15 protein-coding genes are annotated in these 18,099 nt (G+C 68.8%); 8 read left to right on the forward strand and 7 right to left on the reverse strand.

The window, feature by feature from the left end; genetic code table 11:
* Window positions 1–11: 11 nt before the first annotated feature.
* Both QWG60_RS04515 and QWG60_RS04520 read left to right on the forward strand, forming a co-directional pair.
* Window positions 12–1,103 (forward strand): FecCD family ABC transporter permease, encoded by a 1,092-nt coding sequence (locus QWG60_RS04515; protein ID WP_173835038.1) that lies wholly within the window; start codon window positions 12–14, stop codon window positions 1,101–1,103.
* A complete protein-coding gene (locus QWG60_RS04520; protein WP_046079130.1) occupies window positions 1,100–1,888 on the forward strand; it encodes an ABC transporter ATP-binding protein in 789 nt (262 codons plus the stop codon). The genes QWG60_RS04515 and QWG60_RS04520 overlap by 4 nt, the downstream gene beginning before the upstream one ends.
* A gap of 63 nt (window positions 1,889–1,951) precedes the next feature.
* Here QWG60_RS04520 and QWG60_RS04525 read toward each other — a convergent pair whose 3' ends face one another.
* Window positions 1,952–2,500 (reverse strand): PRC-barrel domain-containing protein, encoded by a 549-nt coding sequence (locus tag QWG60_RS04525; protein ID WP_035592859.1) that lies wholly within the window; start codon window positions 2,498–2,500, stop codon window positions 1,952–1,954.
* Between the two features lie 192 nt (window positions 2,501–2,692).
* On the opposite strand from QWG60_RS04525, the gene QWG60_RS04530 reads away from it, so the two are divergent.
* Genes QWG60_RS04530 through QWG60_RS04545 form a run of 4 tightly spaced genes read left to right on the forward strand, consistent with a single transcriptional unit; the run spans window position 2,693 to window position 6,773 of the window.
* Window positions 2,693–3,646: a metal ABC transporter solute-binding protein, Zn/Mn family gene (locus QWG60_RS04530; RefSeq protein ID WP_046079129.1), complete on the forward strand. Its 954-nt coding sequence runs from the start codon at window positions 2,693–2,695 to the stop codon at window positions 3,644–3,646.
* Window positions 3,647–3,694: 48 nt separating this feature from the next.
* Window positions 3,695–4,477: a metal ABC transporter ATP-binding protein gene (locus QWG60_RS04535; protein ID WP_035592861.1), complete on the forward strand. Its 783-nt coding sequence runs from the start codon at window positions 3,695–3,697 to the stop codon at window positions 4,475–4,477.
* Window positions 4,477–5,625 carry an iron chelate uptake ABC transporter family permease subunit gene (locus QWG60_RS04540; protein WP_046079128.1) on the forward strand — a complete coding sequence of 383 codons (1,149 nt, stop codon included), beginning with the start codon at window positions 4,477–4,479 and terminating at the stop codon, window positions 5,623–5,625. The genes QWG60_RS04535 and QWG60_RS04540 overlap by 1 nt, the downstream gene beginning before the upstream one ends.
* Window positions 5,625–6,773: a metal ABC transporter permease gene (locus QWG60_RS04545; protein ID WP_046079127.1), complete on the forward strand. Its 1,149-nt coding sequence runs from the start codon at window positions 5,625–5,627 to the stop codon at window positions 6,771–6,773. The genes QWG60_RS04540 and QWG60_RS04545 overlap by 1 nt, the downstream gene beginning before the upstream one ends.
* Before the next feature lie 7 nt (window positions 6,774–6,780).
* On the opposite strand, the gene QWG60_RS04550 is transcribed toward QWG60_RS04545, so the two are convergent.
* The 6 genes from QWG60_RS04550 to QWG60_RS04575 all read right to left on the reverse strand — a co-directional run bounded on the left by QWG60_RS04550 (window position 6,781) and on the right by QWG60_RS04575 (window position 13,950).
* Window positions 6,781–7,701 carry a sucrase ferredoxin gene (locus QWG60_RS04550; protein ID WP_107181706.1) on the reverse strand — a complete coding sequence of 307 codons (921 nt, stop codon included), beginning with the start codon at window positions 7,699–7,701 and terminating at the stop codon, window positions 6,781–6,783.
* The gene (locus QWG60_RS04555) at window positions 7,698–8,543 is read right to left on the reverse strand and encodes an ABC transporter ATP-binding protein (protein WP_146909456.1); all 846 of its coding nucleotides are present in this window, start codon (window positions 8,541–8,543) and stop codon (window positions 7,698–7,700) included. The genes QWG60_RS04550 and QWG60_RS04555 overlap by 4 nt, the downstream gene beginning before the upstream one ends.
* A gap of 139 nt (window positions 8,544–8,682) precedes the next feature.
* Entirely contained in the window at window positions 8,683–9,720 is a 1,038-nt protein-coding gene (locus QWG60_RS04560; protein ID WP_146909454.1) for a FecCD family ABC transporter permease, read from the reverse strand.
* Complete coding sequence (locus QWG60_RS04565; RefSeq protein ID WP_146909452.1) at window positions 9,717–10,721, reverse strand: FecCD family ABC transporter permease; 1,005 nt, start codon at window positions 10,719–10,721, stop codon at window positions 9,717–9,719. Before QWG60_RS04565 ends, QWG60_RS04560 begins: the two co-directional genes overlap by 4 nt.
* Window positions 10,715–11,728, reverse strand: a complete 1,014-nt coding sequence (locus tag QWG60_RS04570) for an ABC transporter substrate-binding protein (RefSeq protein ID WP_146909450.1) — start codon at window positions 11,726–11,728, stop codon at window positions 10,715–10,717. The genes QWG60_RS04565 and QWG60_RS04570 overlap by 7 nt, the downstream gene beginning before the upstream one ends.
* Window positions 11,729–11,805: 77 nt before the next feature.
* On the reverse strand, window positions 11,806–13,950 hold the full coding sequence (locus QWG60_RS04575; RefSeq protein ID WP_146909448.1) for a TonB-dependent receptor: 2,145 nt from the start codon (window positions 13,948–13,950) through the stop codon (window positions 11,806–11,808).
* A 225-nt stretch (window positions 13,951–14,175) separates the two neighbouring features.
* Here QWG60_RS04575 and QWG60_RS04580 point away from each other — a divergent pair, with 225 nt between their 5' ends.
* Together QWG60_RS04580 and QWG60_RS04585 are read left to right on the forward strand one after the other, a co-directional pair.
* On the forward strand, window positions 14,176–15,840 hold the full coding sequence (locus tag QWG60_RS04580; RefSeq protein WP_146909446.1) for a multidrug ABC transporter permease/ATP-binding protein: 1,665 nt from the start codon (window positions 14,176–14,178) through the stop codon (window positions 15,838–15,840).
* A gap of 132 nt (window positions 15,841–15,972) precedes the next feature.
* Window positions 15,973–18,036, forward strand: coding sequence for a TonB-dependent siderophore receptor (locus QWG60_RS04585; protein WP_146909444.1), 2,064 nt, complete (start codon window positions 15,973–15,975; stop codon window positions 18,034–18,036).
* The last annotated feature ends 63 nt before the right edge of the window (window positions 18,037–18,099 follow it).

Below are 18,099 nucleotides of genomic sequence, written 5' to 3' on the forward strand. Positions count from 1 at the left end.
ATACCCTGCTGATGCCTTCCCGCGCCGACGCCCCGCGCCTCGAGGCGGGCGCCGCCGAGCGCATCGCGCCGCCGCCCGGCTACTGGCGCCTGGCACGGGGCGAACGCCATCTGCTGGTCGAGCGCCGCGCACTGCTCGTCGGCCTGCTGCTGCTGGGGTTGCTGGCGGCAGCCTCGCTGGCCTATCTGTGCCTGGGCCAGCAGTCGCTGTCGCCCGCCGGCGCCTGGGCGGCGCTGCGCGGAGAGGGTGATCCGCTGGCCGGTTTCCTGGTGCAGGAGCTGCGTTTCCCCAGGCTGCTGGCGGCCTGGCTGACCGGGGCGGCGCTGGCCCTGGCCGGCTGCCTGATGCAGACCCTGGCCCGCAACCGCCTGGCCACCCCCGGCATCATCGGCATCGACAACGGTGCCACCGCCTTCGCCGTGGCTTCGGTGGTGGGGCTTGGCGTGTCGCTGGCGCCGCCGGCCATGGCGCTGGTCGGTGCCGCCACTGCCGCAGCCGTCACCTTCGGGGTGGCCACCGGCGGCGACACCCGCGGCTATCGCTTCATCGTCGCCGGCATCGGCGTCGGCGCGGTGTTCGGCGCGATCACCCAGCTGCTGCTGGCGCGGGTGGACATCGATACTGCCAACCAGGCCTACCCGTGGACCGTGGGTACCCTGAATGCCCGCCCGGGCGGCGCCGTGGCGGTGCTGGGCATCGGTCTGGCGATCGGCTGGCCGCTGGCCATGGCGTTGGCCCGCTCGCTGTCGCTGATGCGCTTCAGCGATGCCGTGGCCCGCGGGCTCGGCGTCGGGCTGCGCCGCCGGCGCGCCCAGATTCTCGGGCTGTCGGTGCTGTTGACCGCGCTGGCGGTGGCGGTGGCCGGGCCGGTGGGCATGGTCGGGCTGATCGGACCGGAGATCGCCCGCTCGTTGTCCACGTCGCGGGGCGTGCCGCTGGTCGCCTCGGCCCTGGCCGGCGCCCTGGTGATGGTGCTGGCCGACCTGACCGGCCGGCTGCTGCTGGCCCCCATCGAACTGCCGGTGGGCATCGTCACCGCCGTGGTCGGCGGCCCCTGGCTGCTGTGGATCCTGATGCGTCCCGCCAATAGGAGAGTTTCATGAACGCCCCGCAACGCCTGCAGGCCGAGGCGCTGAGCCTGAGCCACGGCCGCCGAACGGTCATCGCGGACCTGGCCGTCGCGCTGCCGCCGGGCAAGGTGACCGCCATCGTCGGCCCCAATGGCTGCGGCAAGTCGACCCTGCTGGCCGGCCTGGCGCGGTTGCACGCGCCGGACGCGGGCGCGGTGCTGCTCGACGGCCAGGACATCCAGCGGCTGCCGGCCCGAGAGCTGGCGCGGCGCCTGGCGCTGCTGCCCCAGGAGGCCACGGCGCCGGAGGGGCTGACCGTGGGCGACCTGATCCGCTTCGGCCGCCAGCCGCACCAGGGCTGGCTGCGCCAGTGGTCCGGCGACGACCAGCGCGCGGTGGAGGCGGCGGTGGCTGCGGCGGGGCTGGAGGCCCTGGCGGATCGGCCGCTGGAGGCGCTCTCCGGCGGCCAGCGCCAGCGCGCCTGGATTGCCATGACCATCGCCCAGCAGACGCCGCTGCTGCTGCTCGACGAGCCGACCTCGGCGCTGGACCTGGGCCATCAGCTGGAGGTCTTCGAGCTGGTCCGGCGCCTGGCCGCCGACGGCCGCACCCTGGCGCTGGTGCTGCATGACCTGGCCAGCGCCTGCCGCTATGCCGATCACCTGGTGGCCATGCGCGACGGGCGCATCGTCGCCCAGGGCACGCCCGCCGAGGTGGTCACCGAGGCGCTGGTGCGCGAGCTCTACGGCGTGACCTGCACCCTGGTGCCCGATCCGGCCACCGGCACGCCGATCCTGACCGACCTGCGTCGGGCCTGAACGCGATACGCCCCGGCAGGGCCGGGGCATATGGGCGCGTGACGGCGTGTCGCCGAGACGGGATTATTCGGCGGCCTTCTGGGCGCTCTCGCCGGCGTTCTGCAGGGCCTGGCCGATGCGGTCCAGGGCGGTGGACGCGCCTTCCTGGGTGGTTTCCCAGGCACTGGCGGCGCCTTCCCGGGTATCGGCCCAGGCGTCACGCATGCTCTCGCGGGCCTGGTTCCACCAGCCATCGGTGTATTCGGGCTGGTCGCGCAGGCTGGCGGCGTCGAGGCTCAGGGTGACGCGGTATTCGATGTCCTCGATGCGCTCGCCGTGGCGGGTCTCGACCTTGAACTGGTCGGCCTCGACCACGTATTGCTTCTCGTTGAGGTCAAGCAGGCTACCGGAGTCGATGACCAGGGCGCGCAGGCGCATGTCGTCGTCGAGCAGCACGTCTTCCACTTCACCGATCGAGCGCTCGGGATCCTCCTGGGTATAGACGTCGGCATCCAGCAGCTCGTCGGCGGAGTAGAGACCCTGGGGCGCGGCCGAGGCCGTGGCGCTGACGGTCAGGCCAGTGGCGAGCAGGGCGGCGGTGATACTCGTCTTGCGCAGGGAATCGCGGGTCATGGCGTCTCTCCTTGAGTCGGTGTCCATGTGGCCGTCTTGCGTCGACGACACCCATTAGTGTCGTCTGATGTCCATGAGTTTCAAGTCGTCGTGTAACAGTGTGTGAGACGCGACGCTTTTACCTCGGCGTGGCCGGGGTGTTATATCTGCGGGGGCGGCACACCGGGAGGGACAAGGATGCGGATGCGATGGATGAGCATGGGGCTTGCCATGGCCCTGGGGAGCGGGCCGCTGCAGGCGGCGGAGCCGCTGGAGACGGTGGTGACCATCGGCATGCTCGGCGATGTCGCCGAGCGGGTCGGTGGCGAGTGCGTCGAGGTCACGGCGCTGATGGGGCCGGGGGTGGACCCGCACCTCTTCCAGGCCAGCGCCCGGGACGTGGCGACCCTGCAGCGTGCCGAGACCATCCTCTATTCGGGGTACAAGTTGGAAGGCCAGCTCGGCGACGTGCTGGAACGCTTCGCCGAGATCACGACGACCGTGGCGGTCTCGCCCGCCGCCATCGGCGAGGACGCGCTGATTCGGGTGCAGGATGCCTACGGCATCGATCCCCACCTGTGGATGGACGTGTCGCTGTGGGCGCAGACCCTGCCGGTGCTGGCCGAGACCTTCGCCGAGGCGCGCCCCGAGTGCGCGGCGACGATGCGGGCCAACGCCGAGGCCTATGGCCGCGAGCTCGCCGCCCTGCACGACTGGATCGCGGCCAGCGTCGCCTCCATTCCCGAGCAGCAGCGTATCCTGGTCACCGCCCATGACGCCTTCAACTACTACGGCCGGGCCTATGACATCGAGGTCGCCGGCATCCAGGGCATCAGCACCGAGACCGAGACCGGTGTGGCCGATATCCGGGCCATGACCGAGGCGGTGGTGACCCGCGGGGTGCCGGCGGTGTTCGTCGAGAGCACCATCAATCCGCGCACCGTCCAGGCGGTGATCGACGCCGCCCGCCAGCGCGGTCAGGAGGTCTCGATCGGTGCCCAGCTGTACGCCGATGCCATGGGCGAGGCGGGAACCGCGGAGGGCACCTACATCGGCATGCTGCATGCCAACACCCGGCACATCGTCGAGGCGCTCGGCGGCACCCCGGCGCCGCTGCCCGAGGCGCTGGCCGACTGGGCCGCCCGCTGGGAGATTCCCGCTCCCTGATCTTCCTTCCACGCATCTCACGCATCTCACGCATCGAATAGGCCCACCATGACGCAGCCGCTGCATGAACCCGATCTCGCCCTGCACGTCGAGGACCTGACGGTCAGCTACCACAGCAAGCCGGTGCTGTGGGACATCGACTTCGACGTGCCGCCCGGGGTGATGGCCGGTATCGTCGGTCCCAACGGGGCCGGCAAGAGCACGCTGATCAAGAGCGTGCTGGGGCTGGTGCCCTCGGTGGCCGGCCACGTGCGGCTGTTCGGCCTGCCCTACAAGTCGCATCGCCGCCGCGTGGGCTACGTGCCGCAGCGCTCCAGCGTCGACTGGGACTTTCCCACCACCGCCCTGGACGTGGTCACCATGGGGCTCTATGGTCGGCTGGGCTGGCTCCGGCGTCCTGGCCGGCGCGAGCGCCGGGAGGCCATGTCGGCGCTGGAGCAGGTCGGCATGGCCGACCTCGCCGGACGCCAGATCAGCCAGCTCTCCGGTGGCCAGCAGCAGCGGGTGTTCCTGGCCCGGGCGCTGGTCCAGCAGGCCGACGTCTATTTCCTCGACGAGCCCATGGCCGGGGTCGACGCCACCACCGAGCGCGCCATCGTCGACATCCTTCGCCGCCTGCGCGACCAGGGCAAGACGCTGATCGTCGTGCACCATGACCTGCAGACGGTGCGCAGCTACTTCGACTGGCTGCTGCTGCTCAACGTGCGGGTCATCGCCCAGGGGCCGGTGCGCGAGGTCTATACCGCCGACAACCTGCGCCGCGCCTACGGCGGCCAGATCGCGCTGCTCGACGAAGCCGGCATGCTGGCCGGGGAGGGCGACGCCTCGTGATGGCCTCGCTGCTGAGCCTGTTGAACGACTACACCCTGCAGAACGTCATGGCCGGCGCCGCCCTGCTGGGGCTGATCAGCGGCGTGCTGGGCTGCTTCGCGGTGCTGCGTCGCCAGAGCCTGCTCGGCGACACCATGTCCCACGCGGCGCTGCCCGGGGTCTGTCTGGGCTTCATCATCGCCGGTGGGCGTCACATGGGCAGCATCCTGACCGGCGCGCTGGTGACCGGCGCCCTGGCGGCGCTGACGATGCTGCTGCTGACGCGCCTCAGCCGGCTCAAGACGGACGCGGCCCTGGGCATCGCCTTGAGCGTCTTCTTCGCTCTCGGGGTGGTGCTGCTGACCCATATCCAGGGCATGAACAACGCGTCCCAGGGCGGCCTCGACGCCTTCCTGTTCGGCCAGGCGGCGGCCACCCTGCGCGCCGACGTGTGGATCATGGCCGGCATCACCGCGATCGCCCTGGCACTGGTGGCGGTGCTGTGGAAGGAGTTCAAGCTGGTAACCTTCGACGCCGAGTTTGCCGCTTCTCTGGGCTTGCCGGTGGTCTGGCTCGAGGCGCTGCTGACGATGATGGTCGCGCTGGCCGTGGTGGTCGGCCTGCAGATGGTCGGCGTGGTGCTGATGGCGGCCATGATCATCGCCCCGGCGGTGGCGGCCCGGCAGTGGAGCCGGCGTCTCGAGGGCATGGTGACGCTGGCCGCGCTCATCGGTATGGCCGGTGGCGTGCTGGGCGCGCTGCTCAGTGCCCTGTCGCGTGGCCTGGCCACCGGACCGCTGATCATTCTCAGCGTCTCCGCCGTGGTGCTGCTGTCGATCGCCCTGGCGCCGGGGCGCGGCCTGGCATGGGAGGCACTGCGGCTGTGGCGGGGGCGTCGACGCCTGCGTCAGCAGCAGGTGCTGACCACCCTCTACGGGCTCGCCGCTCGCCACGAGGATCCGGTGTTCCGCTCCGAGCAGGGGCTGATCGACAGCTACCACGGGCTGCGCACCCGTACCGCGCTGCGCAAGCTCGAGCGTCGCGGCCTGGTCGAATGGGGCGAGGCGCCGCCGGGAGAGCCGGGGCCGTCGCGGCGCTGGCTGCTGACGCCGGCGGGTCGTGCCGAGGCCGAGCGGGTGCTGGCCTCGCTGTACGAGGAGGGCGCCTGATGCTGGCTGCGCTGTTCGACAATCCCGCGGCGATGATCATGCTGGTGGGCGCCCTGGTGGGCATCGCCTCGACCCTGGTGGGCACCTTCCTGGTGTTGCGCGGCAACAGCATGCTCTCGGACGCCATCGGCCACGCCATCGTGTTCGGCATCGTCATCGTGTGGCTGGTGACCCACCAGCAGAGCGGGCCGCTGCAGATCCTCGGTGCCGCGCTGACGGGGCTGCTCACGGTGGTGCTCACCGAACTGCTGGTCAGCACCCGGCGGGTCAAGCAGGACGCCGCCATCGGCCTGGTGTTTCCGGTGCTGTTCTCGATCGGCGTGCTGCTGCTCAATCTGTATGCCCGGGACGTGCACATCGACACCCATACCGTGCTGCTCGGCGAGATCGGCTTCGTGTGGCTCGATACCGTCACCCTGGGCGAGTATCGGGTGCCCCAGGCGCTGCTCTCGATGGGCGCCATGACGCTGCTCAACGCCGCCTTCGTCGGCTGTTTCTTCAAGGAGCTCAAGCTGGCCACCTTCGACGAGGGGCTGGCCCGGGCCCTGGGGTTGGCCCCGGGGCTGTTGTTCCATGGTCTGCTGCTGCTGACCAGCGGCACCGCGGTGGCGGCCTTCGACGCCGTGGGGGCGGTGCTGTTCGTGGCGTTCGTCATCGTGCCGCCGGCCACGGCCTATCTGCTGACCGACCGGCTGTGGCTGATGTTCGTCTACGGCATCCTGGTCTCGATCCTGTCCAGCATCTCGGGCTATGTCCTGGCGGTGGCCTGGGACGTCTCGATCGGCGGCATGATGGCGGTGATGACCGGCGCGTTCCTGCTGGTGGCCTTCCTGGCCGGTCCACGTTACGGAGTGGTCGCCCAGTGGTTCCGGCGTCGCGGCCAGCGGCGCCTCAACGAGATCCGCACCCTGGCCGTGCACCTCTACAACCACGAGGGCAGCCCCGAGCAGCACGAGGAGAACGTCACCCGGGCGCTGCGCGAGCACCTGCTGTGGGACGATGCCAAGGCGCGCCGGGTGGTGGCGCGCAGCCGCGAGCAGGCGCTGATCGAGCGCAACGGCGAAGCGCTGCATCTGACCCCGGGCGGCCGCGAGCTGGCCCGGGAGATCCTCGAGCCGGGGCGTCGGGCCACGGACGGACAGGGGTAGGCGGCGCTCAGGCCTCGCCCGGCGGGAGGGGCTCGACCTCGACGGCGCGCCAGACGGGGCTCGGCGTGGCGCCGTCGCTTTCCAGGTCGGCGCAGGTGTCGAGACGCATCACGGTGTCGACCCGGCAGTGCACGACCAGCCGGCCGACATGGACGCCGTCTTGCCAGTCGAACGTCAGCCGGCGGGCCTCGTCGTCGCCGTCCTCTGTCGCGAGGCGTGGCATCGCGACCCGCTCCCGGTTCTCGAGCCAGCCCAGCGCGGCGTGCTGGGCGCACTGCTGCACCGGCGACAGGTGGCCGTCGCCGCGGTAGCAGGGCAGGTAGGGCCTTCCCCGGGCCTCGGCTTCGAGCAGCGGCAGCACGTCGGCCTCGGTGATGCGCCCGTACTTGCGCAGCGCGGGAAACAGGATGGCGCTGGCGGCCAGCCGGCAGCCGCCCAGGTGGCTGCTCTCCCAGACCTCGAATGGCAGGTCGTGGGCGTCGATCGCCATGGCGAGCGCCTTGTAGGCGGCGAAGCCGAACTTGGCGCAGCACTTGTCCTTCTTGCCGTGGGTGCAGCACAGGAGCAGCGCGCCGGAGGGCGCCTCGGTCTCCCAGCGGGCCAACGATTCGCCGTTGTCGAAGGCGGCCAGGAACGCCGGCAGCGCCTCGCGCTCGACCTCGAAGCCGCGGTTCTCGGGCATCAGGTAGAGGCGATGGCGGTGGCTGGGGTGCCCGTGGCGGTGGATCAGGTTGACCCGGCGGCCGGCCTCGGCCAGGGCATCGAGCCGGGCCAAGATTTCTGCCGGCATGTCGCTGGCGTGGCGCAGGTTGCGCTGCCACTTAGCGCTCGGCCAAGCGAGCAGCAGATTGCGCTCGGCGTGGGTGGCGGTGCCAGCCAGGGGATCTTGGACGGCGGCGCTCTCGACCGCGCAGAAGCGTCGGCTCATGCGCTGACCTCGCGCTGGGCTTCTCGACGCGAGCGGGCCAGGGGCGATTGGAGCGGCACGCAGATCGGGCCGCCGCCTCGGGGATCGTCGATGACGTGGGCGTCGAGGTCGAAGACCCGCTTCAGGTTCTCGGCGGTGAATACCTCGGCGGGCGTGCCTCGTCGTTCGATGCGCCCGTCGCGCATCATCACCAGTTCGTCGGCATAGGCCGCCGCCAGGTTGAGGTCGTGCAGCACCACCAGCAGGGTGCGGCCCTGATCGTGGGCCAGCGCCACCAGCAGCTCCAGCAGCTCGACCTGGACCTTGAGGTCGAGGAAGGTGGTGGGCTCGTCGAGCAGGATCAGACCCGTCTCCTGGGCCAGCACCATGGCGATCCAGCAGCGCTGGCGCTGGCCGCCGGAGAGGGCGTCGACGCTGCGCTCGGCGAAGTCCGTGACGCCGGCGTAGGCCATCGCCTCGCGCACCGCGCGGGCGTCGCCCTCGGCGTCCTGGCGCCACAGCCGCTGGTGGGGGAAGCGGCCCATGGCCACGAGCTGGCGGACCGTGAGGCCCTCCGGGGCGTCCGGCCCCTGGGGCAGGATCCCCAGACGCTGGGCCACGTCCCGGGTGCGGCGACGGTGGATGTCCTGGCCGTCGAGGCAGACCCGGCCGCCGTCCGGCGTCAGGGTCCGCGCCAGGGTCTTCAGCAGCGTCGACTTGCCACAGCCGTTGGGGCCGAGCAGCACCGTCAGCTTGCCCTCGGCCACCGCCAGGTCGACGCCGTCCAGCACGGGGCGGGCGTCGTAGCCGGCGCGCAGGGCTTCGCCCGTCAGGCGGGCCGTCGGGGCGGCGATCTTGGACATGGGCAGGCGTCGATCCGAGCTGGAGGAAGGCAGGGCAAGGTAAGACAAAACATTCTCATTTTCAACGTATGCCGGGCCGGCGGCCGAGACCGCCTCGGGCCCCGTCCACCGGGCGCTGTCGCCGGGTGCTTTCCCCGGCTCAGCGGCGGCTGCGATACAGCAGATAGACGAAGAAGGGCGCGCCCACGCCCGAGACGAAGATGCCGGCCGGCAGGTCCTTGGGCAGGAACGCCACCCGGCCCAGCAGGTCGGCGTATAGCACGATCAGGGCGCCGATCAGCGCGGCGACGGGCGCCAGCCGAGCGAAGCCCCGGCCCACCAGGCGCGCCGCGATATGGGGCGCGATCAGGCCCACGAAGCTGAGCCCGCCGGCGAAGGCCACGGCCGCGCCGGCCAGCGCCACGCTGCAGGCCATCAGCAGCAGCCGGCTGCGCAGCAGGTTCACGCCGAGCCCCTGGGCCACGTGATCGCCCAGCGCCATGGCGTCCAGGTGTCGCGACTGGGTCAGGCACAGCGGCACGGCGACCAGCAGCCAGGGCAGCAGGCCCATCACGTCCGGCCACTGGGCGGCATAGAGGCTGCCGGTCAGCCACACGTAGGCGCCCATGGCGGCGCTGTCATCGCTGATCACGATCAGCAGGGTCGTCATGGCGCCCATGGCGGCGGAGAGTCCGATGCCGACCAGCACCATGCGCGACGGCGAGAGGCCGCGCCGCCAGGCCAGCGAGAACACCAGCAGGGCGCTGAGCAGCGCGCCGCCGAGCGCCGAGGCCGGCAGCCAGTGGCGGTCAAGGCCGGCTCCGATCAGCGCGAGAAAGGCCACGGCGGCCAGGGCGGCGCCGCTGGTGATGCCGATCACGTCCGGCGAGGCCAGCGGGTTGCGCACGATGCCCTGAAGGATGGCGCCCGCCACGGCGAGCGCCGCGCCGACCAGCACGGCCAGCAGCAGGCGCGGCAGACGCAGCTCCCAGACGATGAAGGCGATGTCGCTGTCCCGGGGCGTCACCAGCGCCTGCAAGACCTCGTCGAACGCGGTGGGAAAGCTGCCGAGGGTGAGCGACAGGCCGACGCTGGCCAGCAAGGCCAGTCCCAGCAGCGCGAGCACGATGGAGTGGCGTGATGCCCGGGATTCGCCGGCGCCGTCGGCCGTGCGTGGCAGGGAAGAGGAAGGCGTCATGAGCGGGCCGATGTCCTGCGTGCCAGATGAATGAAGAACGGCGTGCCGATCAGCGCGGTCATCACGCCCACCGGCACGTCCTGCGGGGGCATCAGGAAGCGCGAGGCCACGTCGGCCAGCAGCAGCAGGCTGGCGCCCAGCAGGGCGCAGGCCGGCAGCAGCCAGCGATGGTCGACGCCGAACAGGCCTCGCGCCATGTGCGGCACGATGAGGCCGACGAAGCCGATCATGCCGGCCAGCGCCACCGAGCCGCCGGCGAGCAGGATCACCGCCAGGCCGAGCAGCAGCTTGACGGTGCCGGCCCGCATGCCCAGCCCCTGCACCGTCTCGTCGCCCAGCATCAGGGCGTTGGCATGGCGAGCCAGCACGGCGCACAGCAGCAGGGCGGCGCCGAACAGCGGCAGCAGCGGCACCACCAGCGACAGCTCGCGCCCGGAGACGGAGCCGGCGAGCCAGTAGAGCACGCTCTCGAAGCTCTGCCGGTCGACGATCAGCAGGCCCTGGCTGAACGAGACGAACATGGCGCTAACGGCCACGCCCGCCAGCACCACCCGCAGCGGCGAGAGCTCGCCCCGTCGGCCGCGGCTCAGCAGCGCGACCAGGCCCGCGGCGACGAAGCCGCCCAGCAGCGCCGCCCAGACGATCTCGCCCGGCGCATGCAGGGGCAGCCACGAGACCGCGATCACCACGAAGAACATGGCCCCGGCGTTGATGCCCAGCAGGCTCGGTGAGGCCAGGGGATTGCGGGTCAGGGTCTGCATCAGGGCGCCGGCGATGGCCAGGCTCGCGCCGACCAGGGCGGCGATCACCGCCCGCGGCAGGCGCTCGGTGCGAATGATGAGATGCGCGACCCGGGCGGGGTCGTAGTGCCAGAGGGTCTGGAGGAAGGTCGGCGCGGGGATCTCCGTGGTGCCCAGCATCAGGCTCGCGACGAACGCCGTCGCCGCCAGCAGCAGGCCCAGCAGCAGCCCGGCGAGGCGCGATCGTCGGCCATTCAGCATGCGACGGCCTCCTTATCGGACGCCGCGCATGACGAGGCCGCAGGCGTCAGCTCGTAGTGGGCATAGAGATCGTCGAGCATGGCGTTGGCGGCCAGGATGCCGCCGCCCATGATCCAGTTCACCGCGTCCACCTCGAACACGCGGTCATGGCGTACCGCGTCCAGGCGCTGCCACAGCGGGTGGGCGCGCCAGTGGCGGTAGTTGCGGGCGATGGCGGGATCGTCCGGCTCCAGCAGCACGAAGATCACGTCGGCGTTGATGACCGGGATGTTCTCCTCGCTGGTCAGCTTCATGCCCCAGCCCTGGTCCTGCACGGAGCTCGGTTGCGCGAAGCCCAGCTCGTCGAGGATCGAGCCGGCGAACCCGGTGGAGTAGAGTCGTACGTGGTCGCTCTTGAAGCGCACCACGGCGGCCTTCTGCGGCCAGGCATCGCCCAGCGCGTGCCGGATGTGGCGGCGGAAGTCGGCCACCCGGGCGTCCCAGTCTTGGAGCAGCGCCCGGGCACGCGCCTCCCGGCCCGTGGCCTCGGCCAGCAGCCTCAGGCTGGCCTTGAAATCGAAGACGCTCTCGCTGGCCACCGTCGGGGCCATGGCCTCGAGCAGCGGCCGGACTCGCTGATGGCGAAAGCGCGTGGCTACGATCAGGTCCGGGTCCAGCCAGGCGATCTTCTCGAGGTTGGGCTGGGTCTCCAGGCCGACGTGCTCCACGCCATCCAGCGCCTCGCGCAGATAGCGATACATTGGCGGTTCCAGCCACGAATCGACGACGCCGACCGGCGTGAGGCCGAGCGCCACCGCGCTGTCCGTCGCGCCCTGGTAGAGGGTGACGACGCGCTGCGGCGTGGCGGGAACGGTCGTGTCGCCGAAGGCATTGGCGATGCCATGGTCGCGGGGAACGTCGGCGGCGGCGCCCAGCGGCATCAGCAGGGCCAGCAGCGTGGCCAGCCATCGGCACAGCGGGCCGGCGCCCGCCTTGGCGTGATTCGAGTGGGAAGCAGTGTCGGGCATCGCGATCGGGCCGGCAGAAAACGGAAGGGAGCGGCATCCTGAGATGCCGCTCATGGCAGGCGTCATACGACGACGGCTCAGAAGTCGAGCTGATAGCTCAGGGTCAGGGTGCGGCCGCGGCCCTTGAAGTAGTAGTCATCGCTGTTGCGGGCGGCCTGGGAGTAGTAGGTGAAGTAGTCCTCGTCGGTGAGGTTCTCCACGCCCAGGCTGGTGCGACCCACCGGTAGGCGATAGGTCAGCGAGGCGTCGACCAGGCCGTAGCCGTCGAACTCTAGCTCGGGGTCGTCGACGCTGCGGTTGAAGTAGCGGCTGAACTGAAGATGTGTGGACAGCTCGTCGCTCCAGGCCGCGCTCCAGGCCAGCTTGAGGGTGTCCGGGGCGATATTGATGCCGGTCAGTTCGGTGTCGACGCTGCCGTCGCCGTCGGTGTCCGACTCGCCCTCGGCGTGGGTGTAGGACAGCCGCAGCTGGTGGCGATCGCTGACCCGGGCCTCGCCGGTGACCTCGACGCCCTGGATCTCGGTCTTCTCGCGGCTGCCGACCCAGGTGCCGTTCTCGAAGGCCAGGCGCTCGCCGTAGTCGGAGTTCGACTCGTAGTAGCTCAGCTCGAGGCCGTAGCGATCCCAGTCGAAGCGGGCGCCGATCTCGCGGTTGTCAGTGACGATGGGCTGCAGCTGCAGCAGGCCGTCGACGTTCTGGCTGGGTTCGCCGATGCCGCGCAGCACGCGGCCCACGTCGGGCATGCCGAAGCCTTCGGAGTAGTTGGCGTAGAGCTGCGCCCACTCGGTGGCCTGATAGACGATGCCGGCGTTGTACAGCGTCTCGTCGAAGTCGGGCGTGCCGCCCTCGACGCTGACGTTGTCCTGGGTGACGTTGCTGCGGTCAATGGTCGAGAAGTCGTCGACATCGAGCTCGGCGCGCTCGTGGCGCACGCCGGCGTGCAGGCTGACCGCATCGGTCAGGCTGTAGTCGCCCTGCAGGAAGGCGGCGACGTTGCGGAACTGCGTCTCCGGCACGTAGGTGCGGTCGGTGTGCACCAGCATCTGCCGGGTCTCGTCCTCGAGCAGGTCGAGGCCGGTGGTCAGGGTCAGGCGATCGTCGAGCAGGCCGTCTCGGGACAGGGTGAACTTGGCACCGACCTTGTCGGACTCGTTGCGGGTCTGGTCGTAGCGGGTCGTGCCGTCGTCGCCCTGGTAGGGGAAGTAGGGCGTGGTGCCGAACTGGGCCCGGAAGCGCTGGCTATAGAGCTGGGCGTCGACGCTGTTGCCGAACCAGTCGTCATGGGAATACGACAGCCGGGCGGTGGTGACCTCATTGAAGCCGGGATCGCCGATCGGTTCGCCCTTGCGTGCGGTGGTCGCGACGCCGGCGTCGCGGTCGCCCGCCACCGGCACATAGTCGCCGTTGCCTTCCAGCTCGAAGCGGTTGAGCGAGACCTCGACGTTCTGGTGATCGTCGATCCAGTAGCCCGCCTTGGCCATCAGGTCGTAGCTCTCGGAGTTCTGGATCTCGCCGGGATAGGCGATGCCGACCTCGTCGTCGCTGCCGTCGTAGAAGACGCCGCGTTCCTGACGGCTGGCGGCCACCACGTAGTCCCAGTCGCCGGTCTGGCCGCTCAGGCGATAGTCCAGCTTGTGGCCGAAGCCCTCGGACTCGAAGTCGTCGTCGCTGGTCAGGCTGATGCCGGCGTGCTGGCTCAGGCCGGCGCCGTCGGGGCGCTTGGTCACGTAGTTGATGATGCCGCCGGTGGCGCCCAGGCCGTGCTCGGCGCTGGCGCCGTGGATGACCTCGATGCGCTCGACCATCGAGAGGTCGATGGTGTAGCTGTCACGCCCGCTGTCGCGCAGCGGGTTGGACTGGGGCACGCCGTCGACCAGGAACAGCGGCGCGCGGCCGCGGAAGGTCTCACCGGCGTTGGAGAGCTTCTGGCGGCTGGGCGAGTAGGAGGGAATCAGGTTGCTGAGCACCTGGCCCGGGTCCTGGGTGATCGCCAGCTGCTGCTCGATCTGTTCGCGGGTGATGACGGTGACCTTCTGGGGTGTCTCGTCCGCGCGGCTTTGATTACGCGTGGCGGTGATCACCAGCGGGTTCATTGCCTGGGCATCGGTCGCGCTCGGCGCCTCGCCGGTGGACTGGGCCAGTGCCGTGACGGGCAGGGCGGAACCGAGGACGAGCGGCAGCAGAGGCAGCCGCTTGAGGTGCGGTTGTCGGGGAGTGGGCATGTCGTGAAGATCCCTTGTTCGATCCGGGGGATGGTTATCGTTATGTGTCGAGGTCGGTAGACCGTCTCGATGTTGCAAACGATAATGCTTTTCATTGTGTTGCGCAATTCGGGAAAGTGCGTTTCGCGTGACGCAAGAGGGCGGCATCACCGAGCCCCGCATTGACGCATGCCCTCACAGGCGGACAATGCCTCCTTTCTTATCGCCCCAGAACAAGGATGCATCGTGGAACTGCTGCGCGTCGTCTATCGCCATTACCGCTGGCCCTTCCTCGGCGTGATGCTGCTCAGCCTGGCCAGCGCCGGGCTCGGCATCGGTGCCATCGCCTTCATCAACCGGCGGCTGATCGACACGGTCGGCGATCCGGCTGGCGTGCTGCCGGCCTTCCTCGGCGTGATCGTCGCGCTACTGGTGGTGACGCTGGCCTCGCAGCTGGCGCTGACCATCCTCGGCCACCATTTCGTCCACGGGCTGCGCGGGCGGCTGGTGAAGCAGATCCTCGATACCGATGTGGAGCGCCTCGAGCGCCTCGGCAGCGCCGAACTGCTGGCCAGCCTGTCGAGCGACATCCGCAACGTGACCATCGCCTTCGTGCGCCTGCCGGAGCTGATCCAGGGCCTGGTGCTGACCGCCGGCTCGGCGCTCTACCTGGGCTGGCTGTCGCCGGGCCTGCTGGCGGTCACGGCCGCCTGGCTGGCGGTCACCATCGCCGTCAGCTCGTGGCTGGTGAAGCGGGTCTATCGGCATCTCTCGCGGGTGCGCGAGAGCGAGGACCGGCTCTACCGCGACTACGAGGCGGTGATCCACGGGCGCAAGGAACTGGCGCTCAACCGCGGACGGGCGCGGCGCCTCTACGACGAGCGCTACGAGGTCGATGCCCGCGACTACCGCGGCCAGATCATCCGCGCCGACACCTATCACCTCAGCGCGATCAACTGGTCGAACATCATGATGCTCGGCGCCATTGGCGTGGTGTTCTTCCTTGCCAACGGCCTGGGCTGGGCCAGCACCTCGGTGGCGGCGACCTACTCGCTGACCCTGCTGTTCCTGCGCACGCCGCTGCTGCAGGCCATCGGCGCGCTGCCGACGCTGATGAGCGCCCAGGTGGCCTTCGACAAGATCGCAGCGCTGGAGCTGGCCGAGGCCGAGCGCGATTTCGCGGTGGCCGAGGCCGAGCCGGGCGACTGGCAGACCCTGAGCCTGCGCGGCGTGCGCTTCGCCTACACCGGCGCGGGCGGTGAGGCCGGCTTCGCCGTCGGCCCCCTGGACCTGACGCTGCGGCGTGGCGAGATGGTGTTCCTGATCGGCGGCAACGGCAGTGGCAAGTCGACCCTGGCCAAGCTGCTGACGGGCCTCTATCGGCCCCAGGAAGGCGAGCTGCTGCTGGACGGCGAGCCGCTGAGGGATGCCGCGTCCTACCGGCAGCGTTTCTCCGCGGTGTTCAGCGATTTTCACCAGTTCGCGGACCTGGTCGGGCCCGAGGGTGCCCAGGCCGACCCCGCCCTGGTCGAGGCGTGGCTGGAGGAGCTGGCGATGCGCGACAAGCTGGCCTTCGACGGCCAGAGCGTGACCAATCCCGAGCTCTCCCAGGGGCAGCGCAAGCGGCTGGCGCTGCTGATGGCGGTGGCGGAGGAGCGCGACCTGCTGCTGCTCGACGAGTGGGCCGCCGACCAGGACCCGCAGTTCCGCCGCGTCTTCTACCGCGACCTGCTGCCGCGGCTGCAGGCGATGGGCAAGACGGTGTTCGCCATCAGCCACGACGACCACTACTTCGATCACGCCGACCGGCTGCTGGAGATGCACGGCGGCAGGCTGAGCGAACTGACGGGCGACCAGCGGCTGAGCGTCAGCCGGGACGCGGTGGCCCGGCTCGACGAAGTGAGGGGCTAGCCGGTCGGAGGGACGGGATGCGTCATATTTGTTTTCGCGAATAAAAGCCATTAGCATCTGTGTGCCGCCGTCTCGAACGTGGCGTTCCGCGCTGGCGGCTCCCTTGTCCCCCGAATCGTAAGGCACACACCAATGACTCGCGTATCCCGCCGCTCGTGGCGGCTGTCCCCCCTGACCGCCGCCGTCCGCTATGGCCTCGGCTTCACCCTCATCGGCGCCGCCGGCGCGGCGCTGGCCCAGCAGGACGCCACGGAGGTCGAGACCGACACCGTCGTCGTCAGCGCCACCGCGCTGAAGGTCGCAACTCCGTTGGTGGAAACGCCGAGGGCCGTTTCCTCAGTGGATCGCGAGGAGCTGGAGACGCGTAACGTCCAGCGACTTGATGAGTCCTTTCGTTATCGTTCTGGTGTGCTTGCAGGGCACTACGGTGCCGATAACAACACCGATTGGTTCAAGGTGCGGGGATTCGATCAGTCGACCTATCAGGATGGCCTGCGCATCTACCGCACCGGTTATTACCAGTGGTTGCCCGAGCCCTATGGCCTGGATCGTGTCGAGGTTTTCAAGGGGCCAGCCTCGATCCTCTACGGGGAGGCGCCCTCCGGCGGCTTGATCAATGCGGTTAGCAAGCGTCCTACCGCGGAGCAGCAGGGTGAAATCCAATTGCAGGTGGGCAACCGGCATCATCGCCAGTTTGCCGTCGATACCTCGGGGCCGGCTACTGAGAGTGGCGACGTGCGCTACCGCCTGGTGGGGCTCTATAAGGAGCGCGACGGTGACCTGAACGACACTGAGAACGAGCGCTACTATTTCGCGCCGAGCCTCGAGTGGGACATCTCAGATGACACGCAACTGACACTGTTGGCCAGCTTTCAGAAGGATGACGGGGTTCCCGTTAACCCGTTCAAGCTGTCTTATGGGACCGTGCAGGACACGCCTTTCGGCAAGGTGGATCCGCAGACAAACTACGGTGCGCCATCCTACGACAAGGATGAGCATACACAGACGGCCATCGGCTATGAATTCCGCCATTTCCTTGATGACACCTGGAAGTTTGAGCAGGATTTCCGCTACAGCCAACTCGATCTGGACCTGCGCAGCACCTACATGATGTCGGGCACTGGTGACGGACGCACGGCTAATCGTGGCCACCTACAGCGTGACGGAGAAATCGACAGTTTCACCATCGACAATCGCATGGTGGGCCAGTGGTATACGGATCGCACCGAGAATACCTTGCTGTTCGGTGTGGACTATCAGGACCTGAGCCTCGATGGTAAAGAGTTCGATAGCTTTGGTTATGACACCGTAGACATCTTCGATCCTCCGGGCAGTATTACCCCAGTATCAGGCGATCAGTTGACTCGCCGTCAGATTGATAAAGAGCAGCTGGGTCTTTATCTGCAGAATCAACTGCGCATCGATAATCGCTGGGTGTTGCTGGGTGGTGTACGCTATGACAGCGCCGATGTTCGCAATGAGTCAGAGCTTAACGCAGTCACAGTCGACGAAACTCAGTCCGCCACGTCATGGACCGGGGGGGTAATGTATCTCGCCGACAACGGTCTGAGTCCATACCTCAGTTACACCGAGTCCTTCCAGCCCGTTGCTCAAACGGCGGCATCCGGTGCTGTCTTCGAGGAGATCGAAGGTGAACAGTGGGAGCTGGGCGTCAAGTATGCGCCTTCTCATTGGGATGGTTATGTGACGGCAGCTGTTTTCGATCTAGAGGAATCTAATTCCTTTGCGACCAGCCCGGCTGGCTATCAGAGCCAGGAAGGAGAAAAAACTTCTACCGGTTTTGAGCTAGAAGGTGTTGGCTATTTGACCGACGCGCTCAAGCTTACAGCGGCCTATACCTATACAGACACGCGTGATGCCGACGATAATCGTGCTGCCCTGATTCCGCGTCATATGGCATCCGCCTGGATGGACTATGACTTCGAGGGTACCGCACTAGACGGGCTGAGGATCGGTGCCGGAGTTCGTCATGTAGGCGAGTCGGTGGATGGTAGTATCACGGTGCCGGATTACACGGTGGGTGATGCTATGGCCAGCTACGAATTTGGCAACCAATGGACGGCCCAGGTCAACGTCAATAACGTGACCGATGAAGAGTACGTCGCCAGCTGCGATTTCTGGTGCTACTACGGCGAATCGCGCAGCGTGATCGGCAGCCTGAGCTACCGCTTCTGAGTCACGCCTTTCACCATGCCAAATGCACCGCGCCCGGCCATTTCAATGGCCGGGCGCGGTCGT

Source organism: Halomonas halophila, from assembly GCF_030406665.1.
GTDB classification, from domain to species: domain Bacteria; phylum Pseudomonadota; class Gammaproteobacteria; order Pseudomonadales; family Halomonadaceae; genus Halomonas; species Halomonas halophila.